Below are 15,470 nucleotides of genomic sequence, written 5' to 3'. Positions count from 1 at the left end.
GATCTGGGCCAGCGTCGTGGCCGGCGTGAGCGACGGGAGCGCCAGCGGAGCGACCGGGAACTCGCGCTCACCGGCCACCTGGAGGGGCGCCCGACTGGTCACGAGCACGGTGAGCGTCGGACAGGCCCGGAGGAGACTTGCTACAAGGGGCGCGGCCGCGATCACCTGCTCGAAGTTGTCCAGCACGAGGAGTGTACGCCGCTCCCGGAAGTGCCCGGTCAGCAGATCGAGCGGCGTGCGACCGGGGGGTTCCTGGAGCCTGAGCGACGCGACGATGGCCGAGGCGACACGGTCGGGATCGGTCACCGATGCCAGCTCGACGAGATGGGCTCCGTCGTCGAAGGCATCGGCGAGCCGCTCGGCGATCTCCAGGGCCAGACGCGTCTTGCCCGAGCCGCCCGGGCCGGTCAGCGTGACGAGCGCCGCCTCACCCTTGAAGATGCGCAGCAAGTCGGCAAGCTCCTGCTGGCGCCCCAGGAGTGCAGTCGACTGGCGCGGCAGGCGGTGTCGCCGTTGTTGGGCGGATGGGTCCAACACTGGACTCCCACTTCCTGGTGACGCGACGAGGTTGAGCCGAGCGTGGCAGCGCGCTGGGAAGCAGGCGACGAGGCCGAGGCCCGCGCCGCTGCTCCGCCTGACAGCAGGGCAGCGGCGCGGGCCTCGGTCGGCGCTAGAGGCCGTACCAGTTGGCGAGCCAGCCGTTCATCTGCTCGATCTCCGCGCTCTGTGAGGTGGTGATCGCCGTACCGAGATCCTTGATCTCCTGGTGCGCCGCGCGGTCGGGGATCAGCGCGGCCATGTCCAGCGCATCCTGGTGGTGTGGGATCATCAGGCTCATGAAGACGGCTTCGAGGCGGTTGGGCGGCAGCTTGTCGAGGGCGGCCATCATCGACATCGCATGCATGTCGCCCATCATGCCGATCGGGCCAGCGCCCTGCCCCTGATGCATTGGCATGCCCTGCCCCTGATGCATTGGCATGCCTTGCCCCTGATGCATGCTCTGGTGCATCGGTATCCCGGCCGGGTTCATCATGCCGCCCGAGTGCATGCCCGGCATGCCGGTGGCCTGTCCCTGGCCCTGGTGATGGGCGGCCATCATGGCGAGGTGATCCGGCAGCTCAAGTCCGTACCACTCCTTTGCCCAGGCTCGCATCTGGGTGATCTCGCGGGTCTGGGCGTCGGTGATCGCCTGCCCGAGCTGCTTCAACTCGGGGTGCGTCGCCCCGGTCAGCAGCGGGCGCGCCATCTCGACGGCCATCGCATGGTGCATGGTCATCTGCGCCAGGAACGCCCGGTCAAAGTCGTCGCCGGTCAGCTGATCGAGCGAATGGCCCGTCGCCGGGGCGGCCTGCGCCCGCAGGCGCAGCGCGGTCATCGGCATCAGCAGGACGGCCAGCGCAACGAGCGCCGACAGGCCGGCCAGCCACCATAGGCGTTTCATGGAAATCTCCTCCAGGTGGGTCGTCTGCTCAAGCCAGAGATGAGATCGGATCTCAAATATCGGATCTCGAATCTAGAGCCTGAACACCTGGAGGACGGCTTGCGAGTCGCCGCGCGCCGGCGGCCCGACCTCGTCCGGCAGGACGCGCCCCGCCGTCAGTGGCAGCACGTCCACCACGCTGACCGGTGCCGCGAGACTCAGAAGCGCCGTCGCGCTCGGCTGCGGGCGTGACGCCGTCCACTCGATGCCACAGTGCCCGCCATGCTGCTGGTGGGACGCCTCGACGTGGGCCATCCCAGCCATGCGCGCATGGTCCGGGGCAGATGAGGCGATGCCGGGTGAGGCGATGCCCGCGGACGCCGTGGCCCCGTGAGCCATCGGTGCACCGTGCATCGGGATGGCCATCATCAGCAGATGCGCGGCCAGGCTGACAAGCAGCAGCAGCGCGCGTCGTCGAGGCGCACCCAGCGCACGTACGTGCAACCAGACCTGAGTCATCACGGGCAACGGACCCGCCCTCATGAAGTCTCCAGCGTATTGTCACTCGCCGGGCGAGCGTCCGGGAAGGGGTCGAATGTCACGCTGTCAGTGCGCGAACCCGGGACAGCCTGCCCAGCGCTGACCGTCGCACGGGGCCATCGTCTGGGCTGTTCGTTCCCGAGGCCCGGCCTACCGTTCGGGGGCGGCCGTCCCGTTCGCGGCCGACGGCGCGGCCTCGATGGGCATCGTCACCGTGATGCGCGTCCCCTGGCCCGGCGCGGTCTTGATGCTGAACGATCCGCCCACGCCCTCAGCGCGCTCACGCATGATCGCCAGCCCGAAGTGTGCGCCCACCGGCGAGAGGTCCAGGTCGAAGCCTCGGCCCTCGTCGGTGACGATCACCCGCAGGCGCGGACCACCGGCGTGCACGACGATGTCCAGCGCCAGGGCCGCCTGGCTCGTTCGGGCATGCTTGCGGACGTTCGCCAATGACTCCTGCACGATCCGCACGAGCTGGACTTCGACGGCCGGTGCCAGCCGAACCTGGGCCACGCCCGGCCCGATCTCGAACGCGACCTCGACGCCGGACTGCTCGTGGTATCGATCGATATACTCGGCCAGGACGTCCACCAGCGGCCGGTCCGCGCCGCCGCCGCTGCTGCGGAGGCCAAGGATCGCCTCGCGGACCTCGCCGTAGGTCTCGCCGACGATCTCCCCGATCTGCCGGAGCGCCGTGTCGGTGGCCGGGCAGTCGCCGTGCGCAAGCGACTCCCGCGCGGACGACGCACGCAGCCGGACGTAGCCGAGCGCCTGGGCCAGACTGTCGTGCAGCTCGCGGGCGATGCGCTCGCGCTCCACCGAGGCCGCCAGCCCCTGCACCTGTCCATGTAAGCGGGCATTCTCCATCGCGACGGCCGCCTGCGCCGCGAACAGCGTGACCCCTTGTTCGTCGTCTTCGGTGAACGGGATCGGGCCGTCCGCACCCTGCTTGTCCGTCAGATAGAGGTTGCCGTAGACCCGCCCATGCAGCACGATGGGCACGCCCATGAAGGTCTGCATCGGCGGGTGGCCGGCCGGAAACCCGACTGAGCGTGGATCGCGCGCAATGTCCGCCACGCGCAGCGGGTGGTTGGCCTCGAAGATCGGGCCGAGCAGACCCCGCCCGAGCGGTGGGTCGCCAAGCTGTGCGCGCTCCTCAGGCGACAGGCCGGCCGTCAGGAAGCGGACGATGTGCTGTTGGTCGTCCACGACGGCGAGCGCGCCGTAGCGTGCCCCGGTCAGCTCCCGGGCCAGATCCACGATTCGCCGGAGGACTGTCTCCAGGGTCAGCTCGGCGGAGAGAACCAGCCCCGCCTCGTGCAGGCCGCGCAACTGGGCCGCCTGTCGCTCGGCCGTCTCACCGACCCGCCGCAGCTCTCGGTTTTGCCCGAGGATCCGATTCTCCATGCCCTCGATGCGGTCGAAGACCGCGCCGGAGAAGACGCCCACGGCCAGCGCCACCACGCTCAGGACGATGAAGTAGCCGGGCCACGGATGCAACAGCTCCGGCCAGACCTGATGGCGCACCAGATCGACCACGGCCAGAAAAAGGATCGGCCCGGCGATAGTCAGCCAGCGCAGCGTCCGGTGATGCATGTACGCATAGTATCGCGGCTCGTGCGCGGCTGCCGCAGACGCTCGCTCCCGCCTGCCATCTGCGAGATTCGGGCCGTCGATCTGTACGTTTGCCTACAAGTGCACCAGTTGGGCGCCCCAGACCCTGACCCTGGCCACCGAGCACCAGATCTGCCTGGGCCACCAGGAGCGCGATCTGCGCCCCTCGGTCATCCACCGTAAGTCATCGGTGGCGTCCGCTCCGCCTGGGGCACCGAAGCCTCAGCCATCCGCACCACCATCCTCGCCACCGCTCGCAAGCAGGGCCGGAACCTGCTCGACGCCTCCCGTGCCGTCGCTGGTCCCTCGCCCCTTCAGGCCATCCCTGCCCGCTCGTAGTCTCTACGTGGAGCGTTACGGGGATGGAATCTTGACGTCTCTCTGGAGGCGTGGTATCCACCAGAGAGAGAGATGGTCGGAGGCGTTGGATCATGGATCCTCTGGAGACGGTGTTTGTCTTCTGCTTCGTCTTCGGCGTCGCGATGAGTGTCATCTCACTCGCCTTCGGCGTGTTTCACGGCGGGGCGCTCGGAGATGGGAATCACGGTGGCCTGCACCTCGGCGATGCGGGCGGCGGCCATGACGCCGGCGGGGCTGGGCAGGGCGGAAACGGGCAGGACGTGTCGCCGCTCAATCTGCAGACGATCACCGCGTTTCTGGCCTTTTTCGGCGGAAGTGGTTGGGTGTTGTACGGCTCGGCTGGCCTGGGAGCCGCCCTGGCGCTGATCGTTGCGACGGTCGTCGGGTTTGGCGGCGGAGCCGTCGTGTTTCTGTTCCTGGTCAAGGTGCTGCTGGCCGGGCAGCGGTTCATGGACCCGGCTGAGTCCCGCATGGAAGGCACAGTCGCCCAGGTCACGATGGCGATCCACGCAGGCGGGACTGGCGAGATCGGGTTTTCGCGGGACGGCGCGCGGCGGAGTGAAGGAGCACGCAGCGTCGACGGTCAGCCGATTGAGGTCGGGACCGAGGTCGTCATCGTGCGATACGAGCGGGGACTGGCCTACGTCGAGCCGTGGGCCTCGTATGCGGGGGAGGACTAGCGCATGAGCTTCCTACTGAATCCCACGGTCATCATGGCGGTGGTGCTGGCTGTCATCCTGCTGATCCTGTTGCGGATCCTGGCGGGCCTGTACCGCCGTGTCGGCCCGAACCAGGCGCTGATCGTGTACGGCATCGGATCGCCGAAGGTGGTCAAGGGCGGCGGGGCCATCGTCTGGCCGATGATCCAGAGCGGAGACGAGCTGTCGCTTGAGCTGATGTCCTTCGACGTCGCGCCGCAGCAGGATCTCTACACCCAGCAGGGTGTCGCCGTGTCCGTCGAGGCCGTTGCCCAGATCAAGGTCAAGTCGGACCACGGAAGCATCATGACGGCGGCCGAACAGTTTCTGCGCAAGACGCCAGCGGACCGCGAGAACCTGATTCGCCTTTCGATGGAGGGGCATCTGCGCGGCATCGTCGGTCAGTTGACCGTCGAGGAGATCGTCAAGCAGCCGGAGATGGTCGCCGGCCGGATGCGCGAAAATGTCGCTGGCGACATGGACAAGATGGGCCTTGAGGTGATCTCCTTCACCATCAAGGACGTGAAGGACCGCAACGAGTACATCGCCAACATGGGCCGCCCGGACGTGGCGCGGGTGAAGCGTAACGCCGACATCGCCGCCGCCGAGGCCTCCCGCGACACGGCGATCCGCGAGGCCGAGACGATGCGCGAGGCGGCCATTGCGCGGGCGGCTGCTGACCAGGAGCGCGTGATCGCGGAGATGGCTTCGCAGTCGCGGCAGGCCGAGGCCGAGCGCGACCTCTCGTTGAAGCGCGCCGACTACGAGCGCTCCGTAAAGGCGGCGCAGGCGCAGGCGGATAAGGCGTACGAGATCCAGGCGAACATCATGCAGCAGCAGATCGTTGCCGAGCAGGTGCGCGTCGAGCGGGTCCAGCGTGAGGAACAGATCAAGGTGCAGGAGGCGGAGATCCAGCGCCGCGAGCGCGAGCTGGAGGCGACCGTCCTCAAGGCGGCGGAGGCCGACCGTCGGCGCATTGAGATCGCCGCCGAGGCCGAGCGGCAGCGGCGCGTGCTGGAGGCACAGGGCGTTGCCGAGGCGAACCGCGCTGAGGGCTCGTCGCGGGCAGACGTGACGCGTCTTGAAGGTCAGGCCGAGGCGGACATCATCCGCGCCAAGGGGCAGGCTGAGGCGTCGGCGATGGAAGTTCGGGCGGCGGCGTTCAAGGAGTACAACCAGGCGGCCGTGCTCGACAAGATGCTCGGGGCGATGCCGGAGCTGGCGCGGGCGTTCGCGGAGCCGCTGGCAAAGGTGGACAAGATCACCATCGTCTCGACGGGCGGCAACGGCAGCGGCGGCTTCGGCGCGAGCCAGCTCACCGACGACATGGTGCGGATGATCGCGCAGGCGCCGGCCCTGTTCGAGTCGCTGACGGGGCAGAAGGTCTCCGATCTGATGTCGCGGATCCCGGCCCTGGCCGATCTGGTCCCGCCGGATGGGGCGACGCCGCACAACGGCGCCGGCCGCGCCTGATCCTGGGGAGTGGGTCGTAGATCGTAGGCCGTGGATCGTAGGCCGTGGATCGTAGGTCATGGGAAGAACTCCCCGTTGACCTGCGATCCACGGCCTTTGACCTGTTCACAGCATTTGTTGCGTTGCCCTGGCCGGTACAGCGATAAGTCAGGCACGCAGACGAATCAGGCTCGTTCGCGAGCCGTGGTGCGCTTACCACGACGAGGAGGTTCCCCCGTGGGATTGCTCGACCGCGTTTCCATGTTGGTGAGGTCGAACCTGAATGACCTTCTGGATCGGGCGGAAGACCCGGAGAAGGCTATCAAGCAGCTCCTCATGGACATGAACAACCAGCTGATCCAGGTCAAGACGCAGGTCGCCTCGGCCATCGCCGACGAGAAGCGGCTGCAGGCCCGCGCCGAGGAGGCGCAGCGCACGGCCGACGACTGGCAGCGCAAGGCAGAGCTGGCGCTCGACAAGGGCGACGACGACCTGGCGAAGCAGGCGCTGCAGCGGCGCAACACCTACGCCACCACGGCGTCCGGGCTGCAAGAGCAGTGGCAGGCGCACAGCGCCCAGGTGCAGGCGCTGAAGGACGGGCTGCGGCAGCTGCAGACGAAGATCGACGAGGCCGAGGCGAAGAAGGAGCTGCTCATCGCGCGGCACCGCTCGTCGAAGGCCCAGGAGCAGATGCACAAGACGCTCTCGGGCATCAAGGGCGTCGGCGCGATGGGCGAGTTCGACCGGCTGGAGGCGAAGGTTGCCCAGCAGGAGGCGCGGGCCCAGGCGTACACCGACCTGAGCAGCGACTCGCTGGACGACAAGTTCGCGGCGCTGGAGGCCGAGAGCGAGGTCGACCGGCAGCTGCGAGAGCTGAAAGAGCGGCGGCAGCAGAGCCAGCTGCCCCCTGGGCGCTGACGCGGCGGAGGCACGGTCTGAGCGACCCGGGAGCCAGGAGGCCGCGTGCCCCTGGCTCCTTCCAGTTCAGCCGCTGCGCGCCGTCGGCCGGCAGGCGTTCGTTGCAGCCGCTTCCGGTCGTCCTGCGTTGAGCGAGCGTGCAAGACATGCCGTTCGTGCGTTACTGCACAACGACGCAATCCCGCTATGTCATCCTGAGTGAAGCGAGCTTGCGAGCGAAACGAGGGATCTCACCCGCTGATGCGCGAGTTGACGATCGGCGGGTGAGGCGGTAGTTGACGGTCAGCGGGTGAGGCGGTAGTTGACGGTCAGCGGGTGAGGCGGTAGTTGACGGTCAGCGGGTGAGGTCCTTCGCTGCGCTCAGGATGACAACTGCAGCTTGCATGCTTTCGCCAACATCCACGACCCACGACCTACGACCTACGACCTACGACCCACGCCCCACGCCCCACGCCCTCAGAAATTGTCGAGGCACCAGGGCGGCGTCGTCCAGCCGAACAGCAGGTCGGCCTGGTGCGCCGCCCCCGGCGTCAGCTCGTCCAGGCGGCCGGCCCGCAGCAGGCTGCTGGCCTTGACCGTGCCGAGGTACATCGACGCGAGCGCGGCTGCCGAGAGGCGCAGATCCGGCCCGGCTGCTGACCGCGTGAGGCTGGCGCTGTCCGGGCCGGCGTCCAGCCTCCAGACGCCGCTGTTCCAGGGGCAGAATTCGTCGGCCAGCTCGAAGGTCAGGCTGCTGGTCGTGAGGTAGCGGCGGGCCGTCAGCGCCGGCTCAAGCTCGATCAGGCGGACCCAGGTGCCGTCCATACTGCTGAGGCGCAACTGGCGAGGGTCGGTCAGCATCAGCGGGAGCGGATGGCCTTCGCAAAGCCGGTAGGTCTCGATGCGTGCGACGAGATCGACGCCGAACAGGTAGCGCCAGAGCTCACGGGTCGCCACTGGCGAGACGCCGACTGCCTCGACCACCTGGAGGGTTGAGGTGGACAGGGCGCTTGGCTCCCAGCTCTGTGTCACGTTGTAGATGACGTAGCCCTGCGGTTGACGGTCGACGGTCAGAAGCACCCAGCGGCGCGGGCCACCCCCACGGCGCGCCCCGGGCAGATCGCAGAGGGTTCGCTTCTCCCACCAGAGGGCTGAGCGCTTGAAGCTGGCCGGGTGCGCCTGCCGAGCCTGCTCGTAGATCGGCGGCAGCAGATCGAGCGCCTCCTCGGCCGTCAACATGCGGATCGCGCCGACTGGACCAGGATCGTTGAGGAACGTGGCGCGGCGCGGATCGACACTGATCAAGGCGCGTTGGTACGCCAGCCCGTAGCCGAAGCGCTGGTAGATGCTCGCCTCCGAGGCGATCAGCGTGGCGAGCGGGAACCCCTGCGCGCGGGCATCGTCCAGCATCCGCCGCATCAGGCCGCGCAGGGTGCCGCGCCGCGTGTGGCTCGGGCGCACCGAGACCATCGTGATGGCGGCGGTCGGAAGCTCGCCGCCCGGCACGGTCATGTCCACGCCGAACCAGCCGCCGGTGCCGATCATCTGCTCCGATCGGCCAGCCTGGCCGCCGCCCTGGTCGAAGGCGGCCACCATGCGGCCCCGATCGAATTCGAGGAAACTCTCCCACTGGGCGCGACCGTCGTCCGACATCTCGTCGCCGAAGGCCGTGCTGAGCACATCCCTGAAGTCTGGCCAGTCGAGCCAGGTGGCGGGCCGAATCTCGATTGACGATGACATCGTATCGTGCCTCTCGTGAGAGCGGTGTCTCGCCGCCGAGCGCCCGCGCGTGAGGGAGGGACGCCTGCCTCACGCGCGAGCGGCAACAGTTGGAATTATGCGGTCCAGCCGGCTGCCTGACGGGTGGTACACTTGCGCGATGCGTTCGGACACACCGCCAGCTTCACCCGATCATCTGCCCGCAACGGCGTCCGCCGGGCCGCTCAGCGACCTGAAAGTCGTCGATCTGACGCGCGTCCTGGCCGGCCCTTACCTGACGATGATGCTCGGGGATATGGGCGCGGACGTCGTGAAGATCGAGCAGCCCGGCTCCGGCGACGATACCCGCCGCTGGGGGCCGCCGTTCGTCGAGGGCGAGAGCACCTACTACCTCGCCGTCAACCGCAACAAGCGCAGCGTGACGCTCAACCTGAAGCATCCGCGCTGCCGCGAGATCGTGCTGGCGATGATCGCGGACGCGGACATCGTGGTCGAGAACTTCAAGGTCGGCACGATGGAGCGGATGGGCCTCGGCTACGAGGAGGTGCTGCGCCCGCTCAATCCTCGGTTGGTCTACGCCTCGGTGACCGGGTACGGGCGGACCGGGCCGTACGCCGAGCGCCCGGGCTACGACTACATGGGCCAGGCGATGGGCGGCATCATGAGCGTGACCGGCGCGCCCGCTGGCGAGCCGATGAAGTACGGCGTGGCGATTGCCGACCTGACCACCGCGATGACCGGCTGCTCGGCGATCCTGGCGGCCATCCACCATCGAGACCGGACCGGGCAGGGGCAGCGGGTCGATCTCTCGCTGCTGGAGACGGTCGTCGGCTGGCTGATCCATCTCGCGACGGACTACTTCGCGAGCGGGCAACTGCCGCCCCGCATCGGGAACGGGCACAGCAGCATCGTGCCGTACCAGGTGTTCAGGGCGAAGGACCGCTACTTCGCGTTCGGCGCGCTCAACGACCGCCAGTTCCGCGATTTCTCGCGGGTGCTCGGGCACCCGGAGTGGCCGGAGGACGCACGATTCGCCAGCAACCCGCTGCGGGTGGCAAATCGCGCGGCGCTGGTACCACTGATCGAGGAGGTGTTGGGCGCCAGGACCGCAACCGAGTGGGTGGATGCGCTGTTGGAGCTGGGCGTACCGGCCGGCCCCGTCAACAACATCGCTGAAGTCTTCGAGGATCCACAGGTATTGGCACGCAACATGAAGATCGAGGTGCCGCACCCGAAGCTCGGGACGGTCGCGATGGCGGGCATCTCGTACAAGCACGGCGACACGCCGGCCACGGTCCGCCGGCACCCGCCGATGCTCGGGGAGCACACGGACGAGGTCCTGACAGCGCTGGGGATCAGCGCCGACGAGATCGCGCAGCTCCGAGCGGAGGGCGCGCTGTGAGCCGTCCGCACGAGGGGTTCACGCACTGCCACAAGATCCGTGTCCGCTACGCCGAGACGGACGCGATGGGCGTGGTCTACTACGCCAACTACATGACCTACTTCGAGGTGGCGCGCGTCGAGTATCTGCGGGCAGCCGGGATCGACTACCGCTCGTTGGAAGACGCCAAGATGACGGGCGCGGTGACCGAGGGCCACATCGAGTACCGGCTGCCGGCCAAGTTCGACGACGAGCTGAGCCTGTGGTCGCGCTGTGTGTCGATGGGCAAAGTCCGCTTCCGCATCGAGTACGAGGTCTGGCGCGAGGCCGATGCCGCGCTGATCGTGAAGGGGTACACCGAGCACGCGATGCTCGATCACAAGACGCTGCGGCCGGTCAGGATTCCGGAGTGGGTGCGCGCGGGTGTCGAGCAATTCGAGGCGACGCACCGCCCGGTAAACGTGGCCGAGGCGGTCGCTGCCTCGTGACCGTTCGCTACATCGTGCATGGGCGTCCTCTGTGAGCGAGCGACGGCGCAAGCGTCAGCGCCAGCCCTCCGGCCCCCGCGAGCGCGTCACCCTGCAGTTGACGGGCGTGGCCCACGGCGGCGAGGCGCTCGGTCGCCACGAGGGCCGTGTCTTCTTCGTGCCGTACGGGTTGCCCGGCGAGACGGTGACGGTGGAGATCGTCCAGGACAAGTCGGACTACGCGCGCGGCGAGATCGTCGAGATCCTGGAGGCCGCGCCGGAGCGGGTGACGGCTCGCTGCGCCTACTTCGGAAGCTGCGGCGGCTGCCAGTGGCAGCATGCGACCTACGAGGCGCAGCTCGGCTTCAAGCGGCAGATCGTGGCCGAGCAGTTGCGGCGCATCGGCCACTTCGAGGATGCCGAGTCACTCGTTCTACCAACCATCGGCATGGCCGAACCGTGGCACTACCGCAACCACGCCCGTTTCACGGTGGGGCGGCGTTTCGGCGAGCTGTGCTTCACGCGGTCGGGCACGCGGCAGCTGCTCCGCATCGAGCATTGCTGGCTGATGCAGCCGCCCATCGATGCGTTGCTGGCCCGACTCCAGCGGCGGCTGCCGGGCTTCCGGGCGCACCAGTTGTCGATCCGGGTCGGGGCGAACACCGGCGACATCCTGGTCAACCCGGGGTTGCCGGATCTGGTGGACCCGATCCCGGTCTCGGAGGACGAGCAGGCGCGTTTCGGCGGCTCGACGGTCTCGCCCGACCGGCCGTCCTGCCTGGGCGTCGCGCCCGAGCAGCCGGTCGACGAGTACGCTGCGCTCTGGCCGTCTGACGAGATCCCCTCGGGCCAGACAGAGCTGTACGAGGAGCTGCTGGGGCGGCGATTCCGGGTGGCGGCTCCGGCCTTCTTCCAGGTCAACACCGGCCGCGAGCAGCGCGGGCCGGCCTTCCCGACCACGGAGATCGTGGCGCGTTTCGGCGGCGTGATCTCGCCGGACGGCCTCTCGATCGCCGAGACGCTGGTGCTGCTGGGGCTCGACCGGCTCGACATGCAGCCGCACGACGTGGTGGTGGACGCCTACTGCGGCGTCGGGACGTTCGCAGCGGTCATGTCGCCGTTCGTGGGGGCGGTGATCGGGATCGAGGAGTCGCCGGCGGCGGTGAAGGATGCTGGCGAGAACTGCGCCGACCTGCCGAACACGCGGTTCATTGCCGGCAAGGTGGAGGACGTGCTGCCGAAGCTGGAGGAGCGCCCGACAAAGGTGCTGCTCGATCCGGCCCGCGTCGGCTGCGAGCGCCCGGTGCTGGACGCGCTGATCGCGGCCGAGCTTGAGCGGATCGTGTACGTGTCCTGCGAGCCGGCCACGCTGGCCCGCGACCTGGCGATCCTCCGTGAGGGCGGCTACAGGCTGCAGTCGGTCCAGCCGCTGGACATGTTCCCGCAGACGTATCACGTCGAGTGCGTGGCCCTGCTGACGCGCTGATTTCTCGTCTGACCAGATAGGCGTCGACGTGACATCATTTCTGCCGTGCCTCGTGGCGGGCTGCTACAGCGCTCGTCGACATGATACCCGGCGGGCCGTAGGAATCGAGAGATGGCCGCCAAGAAGCGTCGTGGATCGGTGGATGTGAGCGTCGCGCCGGACTACTGGGTTCTGGCCAAGTCGTTTGAACGCAGCTTGTTGGCAGCGAACCGCTCGCCCGCAACCATTCGCATCTATATGACTTCGGTTCAGCAGCTCGGTGCCTTTTTGGACGCCCAGAAGATGCCCCTCGTTCTGGCCCACCTGACTCGTGAGCACGTCGAGGAGTACATTGCCGACGTGCTCAAGCGGAACAAGCCGGCGTCTGCTGAAACGCGCTATCGCGGGCTGAAGGCATTCTTCAAATGGGCGGAGGAGGAGGGTGAGATCACCACCTCACCCATGGCAAAGATGAAGCGGCCCACGGTATCCGAGAATCCGCCGCCGGTGCTGGCGGACGAGCAAGTTGCGAAACTACTCGCCGCGTGCGAAGGCAAGGGGTTCGAAGAACGCCGCGACATGGCGATTCTCCGCCTCTTCATTGATACCGGCATGCGGCGGTCCGAATTGGCACACATGACCACTGACGATCTCGACCTAGAACTGCGAGCCGCGCGTGTCGTAGGAAAGGGGCGTCGACCTCGCGCCTGCCCGTTCGGCCGGAAGACGACGCAGGCGCTGGATCGATACCTACGGGTGCGAGCACAGCACGCGCACGCGGATGAGAAGGCGTTGTGGCTGGGACGTCTCGACGCTCTACCGCTACGTCCAGATCAAGCGCAAGGCGTCTGTAGACAACGGCGCTGCGTGAGCGCTACGCCAAATAGCTCTGAAGAAACCGGGCTCTCCCTCACTTTTGGTGAAGCGGAGTGGATCAGGCGATGTTCAGGAGGCGGAGCTTGAGGAGGTCGAACTTGGCTCGGCCGTACATCTGCCGTTTCAGGACCTTGAGCTTGTTCACCTGGCCCTCGGTCTGGCCGTTGCTGTAGGACAGGGCCGCCGCAGCAGCGACCGCCGCCTGATCGGTCAGCAGTCCGGAGGCGAGGTGCTGAAACTCTGGGAGCCCGCTCTGGGTGGCGTCAGTCAGCCACGCCGCCAGTGAAGCGGCCTGGCGTTCGCGCAGCAAGGACAGGAAACGCTCAGACAGGTCGTACGCGACGCGCGCATCGGGACACCGCTCGATGACCTGTCCGAGCACCTGCTGCTCCACGACCGTGCGATCGGTCGGGCGGCGCAGGACGATGCCGACCACCTGGCGTGGGCTCAGTGGTCGCGAGCGTGGTGCTGGGGTCTGTCGTGACTCGCTGCCCGACTCGGCGAACGCCGACAGCCCCGCGCGGAGCCGCTGCACCACCTCCCAGATCCGGTAGCGGGGGCCGGCATACCCTTGCTCGCACACCTCCCGCCAGAGCTGCATGCCGTTGTGGCACCCTTCGGCCCACCGGCTGGTCAGGTACTCGGCGAATGGGGCGAGTGGGCTCGGCGGTCGACGCCGTGGTGTGCGCTCCGAGAAGCTCCCCACCGCCAGCCAGCGATGGATCGTGCGTCGCGCCACGCCCAACTCCTGAGCGATCGCCGCGATCGGCAGACCTCGCTCCCGCAAGGCGAGCATCCGCTCGTAGCGCGCGACCCGCTGGGACCGCCGCGCCTGCTGGCGCCGCTGCGACCAGGTCTGGCGTGACACCCCGAGGGTCGGAGTCTCCCTGGTCAGGTCGGCCGTCGGCGGTCTGCCTCCCGCTGGCTGCGGCGACGCCTCTGATGGGACGATCACCTCACGGAGGTCGGCCCGATGGCGCTCCAGCACTTGGACAACGGCCTCCCCCAGGTTCTTCGTCAGGTGAAAACGGTCGGCCACCTGCACGGCGTCAGGCGCACCTCGCGCGACGCCCTCGGCGTAGGTGCCGCTCCGATCCCGACTGACGATCTCGACCCCAGGACGGTCCTGCAACCAGGCTGCCAGGGTCGCAGCCGTCCGGTCTGGCAGCAGGTCGACCAGCCGATGCTGCTCCAGATCGACCAGGATGGTCCCATAGGTATGGCGCTTCCGCATCGCCCAGTCGTCGCCTCCGAGGACGCGTGGTGTGCGAGCCGCGACCACTGCCGTACGCCGGATCAGGCGGAGCAACGTGGCTGGACTGGTCGCCATCCCCAGGCGCTCGACGATCCTGGCCCCGAGCTCGCCACCCAGAGCAAACGCCAACAGACGGACGACCTCAGTCAGACGTCTGCTGCGGCGCGCGTAGGGCGCCACCACGGCTGGCAGCCGCTCGGTGAAGATGCGACGTGAACAGGTCGGCTGGCGGCAGAAGAACTTGCGGACTCGAAGCCGGAGCTGCACCGTCTGCTGGCCCCAGGGCAGGTCAGCGATCGTCCGCTCGTACAAGCTGTGAACCGCTTCGGACCAAGTGCCGCACACCGGGCAGGTGCCTCGAGGTGACATGGTGACCAGGATGGCGACGATCTGGCCCGGTCCGATCGACACGTCTTCGAGCCGGAGGCCGTGAGCGAGTGGGAGCAGGTTGGTGGTGAGGGTACGAGTGCTTGGCATCACTCCAAATCGTACCGGCCACCACCATGGTCTTCACCAAAAGTGAGGGAGAGCCAGAAATCGCGCCACTTACCACTGAAGTTTACACAAGGAGGAGATTTTAGGTGGTGGGTCCGATAATGCCAATTACCGGACCGTCCTGCGGGAACCCGGATGCCGTTATGGACTTCTGACAGGACTGGTTGCTAAGGGTTCGCCGAGAAATAAGTGTCGCAGTGTGACGGGCGGCAGGGGTGGCGTAAGCTAGACTAGCGGACGATGGAGCTGTTGGAGGCAATCAAGCGGCGCTTCGAGTTGCTGGCGCCTGGTCTCGACGAGCGGCAGCGGCGCTTGCTGGCTGCGTCAGAGGCGATGGTGGTTGGCCGAGGTGGTGGCGTGGCGGTGTCGCGGGCGACGGGGGTGTCGCGGCGGGCGATCCGGGCTGGGATCCAGGAACTACAGGCGGGCGAGTCGCGACCATCGGGCCGGGTCCGTCGACCGGGTGGTGGGCGGAAGTCGGCGGTGGAGAAAGACCCTGGCCTGCCGGCAGCGCTGGAGCGGCTGATCGAGCCGATGATGCGTGGGGATCCCGAATCGCCGTTGCGGTGGACCTGTAAGAGCCTGCGGAAGCTCACGGCGACGTTGCGGGAGCAGGGGCACGCGGTCAGCCAGCGAGTCGTGGCCAACCTGTTGCGGACGCTGGAGTACAGCCTCCAGGGCAACCGAAAGGTGCTCGAAGGGAGCCAGCATCCGGATCGGAACGCGCAGTTCGAGTACCTGAACGATCAGGTGCAGCAGCAGGTGGCGGCCCACGAACCGGCCATCTCGGTCGACGCCAAGAAGAAGGAGTTGGTCGGCCCCTTCAAGAAT

Annotated in this window: 14 protein-coding genes; 8 read left to right on the top strand and 6 right to left on the bottom strand. The window is 67.8% G+C overall.

The features are described from left to right. The 4 genes from IT306_01615 to IT306_01600 form a co-directional block, all read right to left on the bottom strand. On the bottom strand, nt 1-450 hold a 450-nt coding region (locus IT306_01615; protein ID MCC7367086.1), incomplete at its 3' end, for an AAA family ATPase. A 220-nt stretch (nt 451-670) separates the two neighbouring features. After that, nucleotides 671-1,441 carry a DUF305 domain-containing protein gene (locus IT306_01610; GenBank protein ID MCC7367085.1) on the bottom strand — a complete coding sequence of 257 codons (771 nt, stop codon included), beginning with the start codon at nt 1,439-1,441 and terminating at the stop codon, nt 671-673. A gap of 72 nt (nt 1,442-1,513) precedes the next feature. Next, the gene (locus IT306_01605; protein ID MCC7367084.1) at nt 1,514-1,948 is read right to left on the bottom strand and encodes a hypothetical protein; all 435 of its coding nucleotides are present in this window, start codon (nt 1,946-1,948) and stop codon (nt 1,514-1,516) included. Nucleotides 1,949-2,110: 162 nt separating this feature from the next. Next, nucleotides 2,111-3,556 (bottom strand): GAF domain-containing sensor histidine kinase, encoded by a 1,446-nt coding sequence (locus tag IT306_01600; GenBank protein MCC7367083.1) that lies wholly within the window; start codon nt 3,554-3,556, stop codon nt 2,111-2,113. Between the two features lie 449 nt (nt 3,557-4,005). On the opposite strand from IT306_01600, the gene IT306_01595 reads away from it, so the two are divergent. From IT306_01595 to IT306_01585, 3 genes are all read left to right on the top strand, one after another. Continuing rightward, on the top strand, nt 4,006-4,614 hold the full coding sequence (locus IT306_01595) for a hypothetical protein (protein MCC7367082.1): 609 nt from the start codon (nt 4,006-4,008) through the stop codon (nt 4,612-4,614). A gap of 3 nt (nt 4,615-4,617) precedes the next feature. After that, complete coding sequence (locus IT306_01590; GenBank protein MCC7367081.1) at nt 4,618-6,105, top strand: flotillin family protein; 1,488 nt, start codon at nt 4,618-4,620, stop codon at nt 6,103-6,105. Nucleotides 6,106-6,345: 240 nt separating this feature from the next. Beyond that, nucleotides 6,346-7,002: a PspA/IM30 family protein gene (locus IT306_01585; GenBank protein MCC7367080.1), complete on the top strand. Its 657-nt coding sequence runs from the start codon at nt 6,346-6,348 to the stop codon at nt 7,000-7,002. Nucleotides 7,003-7,458: 456 nt separating this feature from the next. Here IT306_01585 and IT306_01580 read toward each other — a convergent pair whose 3' ends face one another. Further along, complete coding sequence (locus tag IT306_01580) at nt 7,459-8,721, bottom strand: GNAT family N-acetyltransferase (GenBank protein MCC7367079.1); 1,263 nt, start codon at nt 8,719-8,721, stop codon at nt 7,459-7,461. Between the two features lie 139 nt (nt 8,722-8,860). Between IT306_01580 and IT306_01575 the strand changes: the two genes are divergently transcribed. The 4 genes from IT306_01575 (at nt 8,861) to IT306_01560 (ending at nt 12,976) form a co-directional block, all read left to right on the top strand. Further along, nucleotides 8,861-10,102 (top strand): CoA transferase, encoded by a 1,242-nt coding sequence (locus IT306_01575; GenBank protein ID MCC7367078.1) that lies wholly within the window; start codon nt 8,861-8,863, stop codon nt 10,100-10,102. After that, nucleotides 10,099-10,569, top strand: a complete 471-nt coding sequence (locus tag IT306_01570) for an acyl-CoA thioesterase (protein ID MCC7367077.1) — start codon at nt 10,099-10,101, stop codon at nt 10,567-10,569. The genes IT306_01575 and IT306_01570 overlap by 4 nt, the downstream gene beginning before the upstream one ends. A gap of 31 nt (nt 10,570-10,600) precedes the next feature. Next, the gene (locus tag IT306_01565; GenBank protein ID MCC7367076.1) at nt 10,601-12,034 is read left to right on the top strand and encodes a class I SAM-dependent RNA methyltransferase; all 1,434 of its coding nucleotides are present in this window, start codon (nt 10,601-10,603) and stop codon (nt 12,032-12,034) included. 111 nt (nt 12,035-12,145) lie between these two features. Next, on the top strand, nt 12,146-12,976 hold the full coding sequence (locus IT306_01560) for a tyrosine-type recombinase/integrase (GenBank protein ID MCC7367075.1): 831 nt from the start codon (nt 12,146-12,148) through the stop codon (nt 12,974-12,976). Here IT306_01560 and IT306_01555 read toward each other — a convergent pair. Then, complete coding sequence (locus IT306_01555) at nt 12,948-14,621, bottom strand: ISL3 family transposase (protein MCC7367074.1); 1,674 nt, start codon at nt 14,619-14,621, stop codon at nt 12,948-12,950. The two genes, IT306_01560 and IT306_01555, sit on opposite strands and share 29 nt — an antisense overlap. Nucleotides 14,622-14,888: 267 nt before the next feature. On the opposite strand from IT306_01555, the gene IT306_01550 reads away from it, so the two are divergent. Continuing rightward, nucleotides 14,889-15,470 (top strand): ISAzo13 family transposase (locus IT306_01550; protein MCC7367073.1); only part of this gene is annotated, 582 nt, incomplete at its 3' end.

The sequence above is a fragment of the Chloroflexota bacterium genome, assembly GCA_020850535.1.
In the GTDB taxonomy this organism is placed as follows: Bacteria; Chloroflexota; UBA6077; order UBA6077; family JACCZL01; genus JADZEM01.
This window is presented reverse-complemented; position numbering and strand designations above follow the sequence as displayed.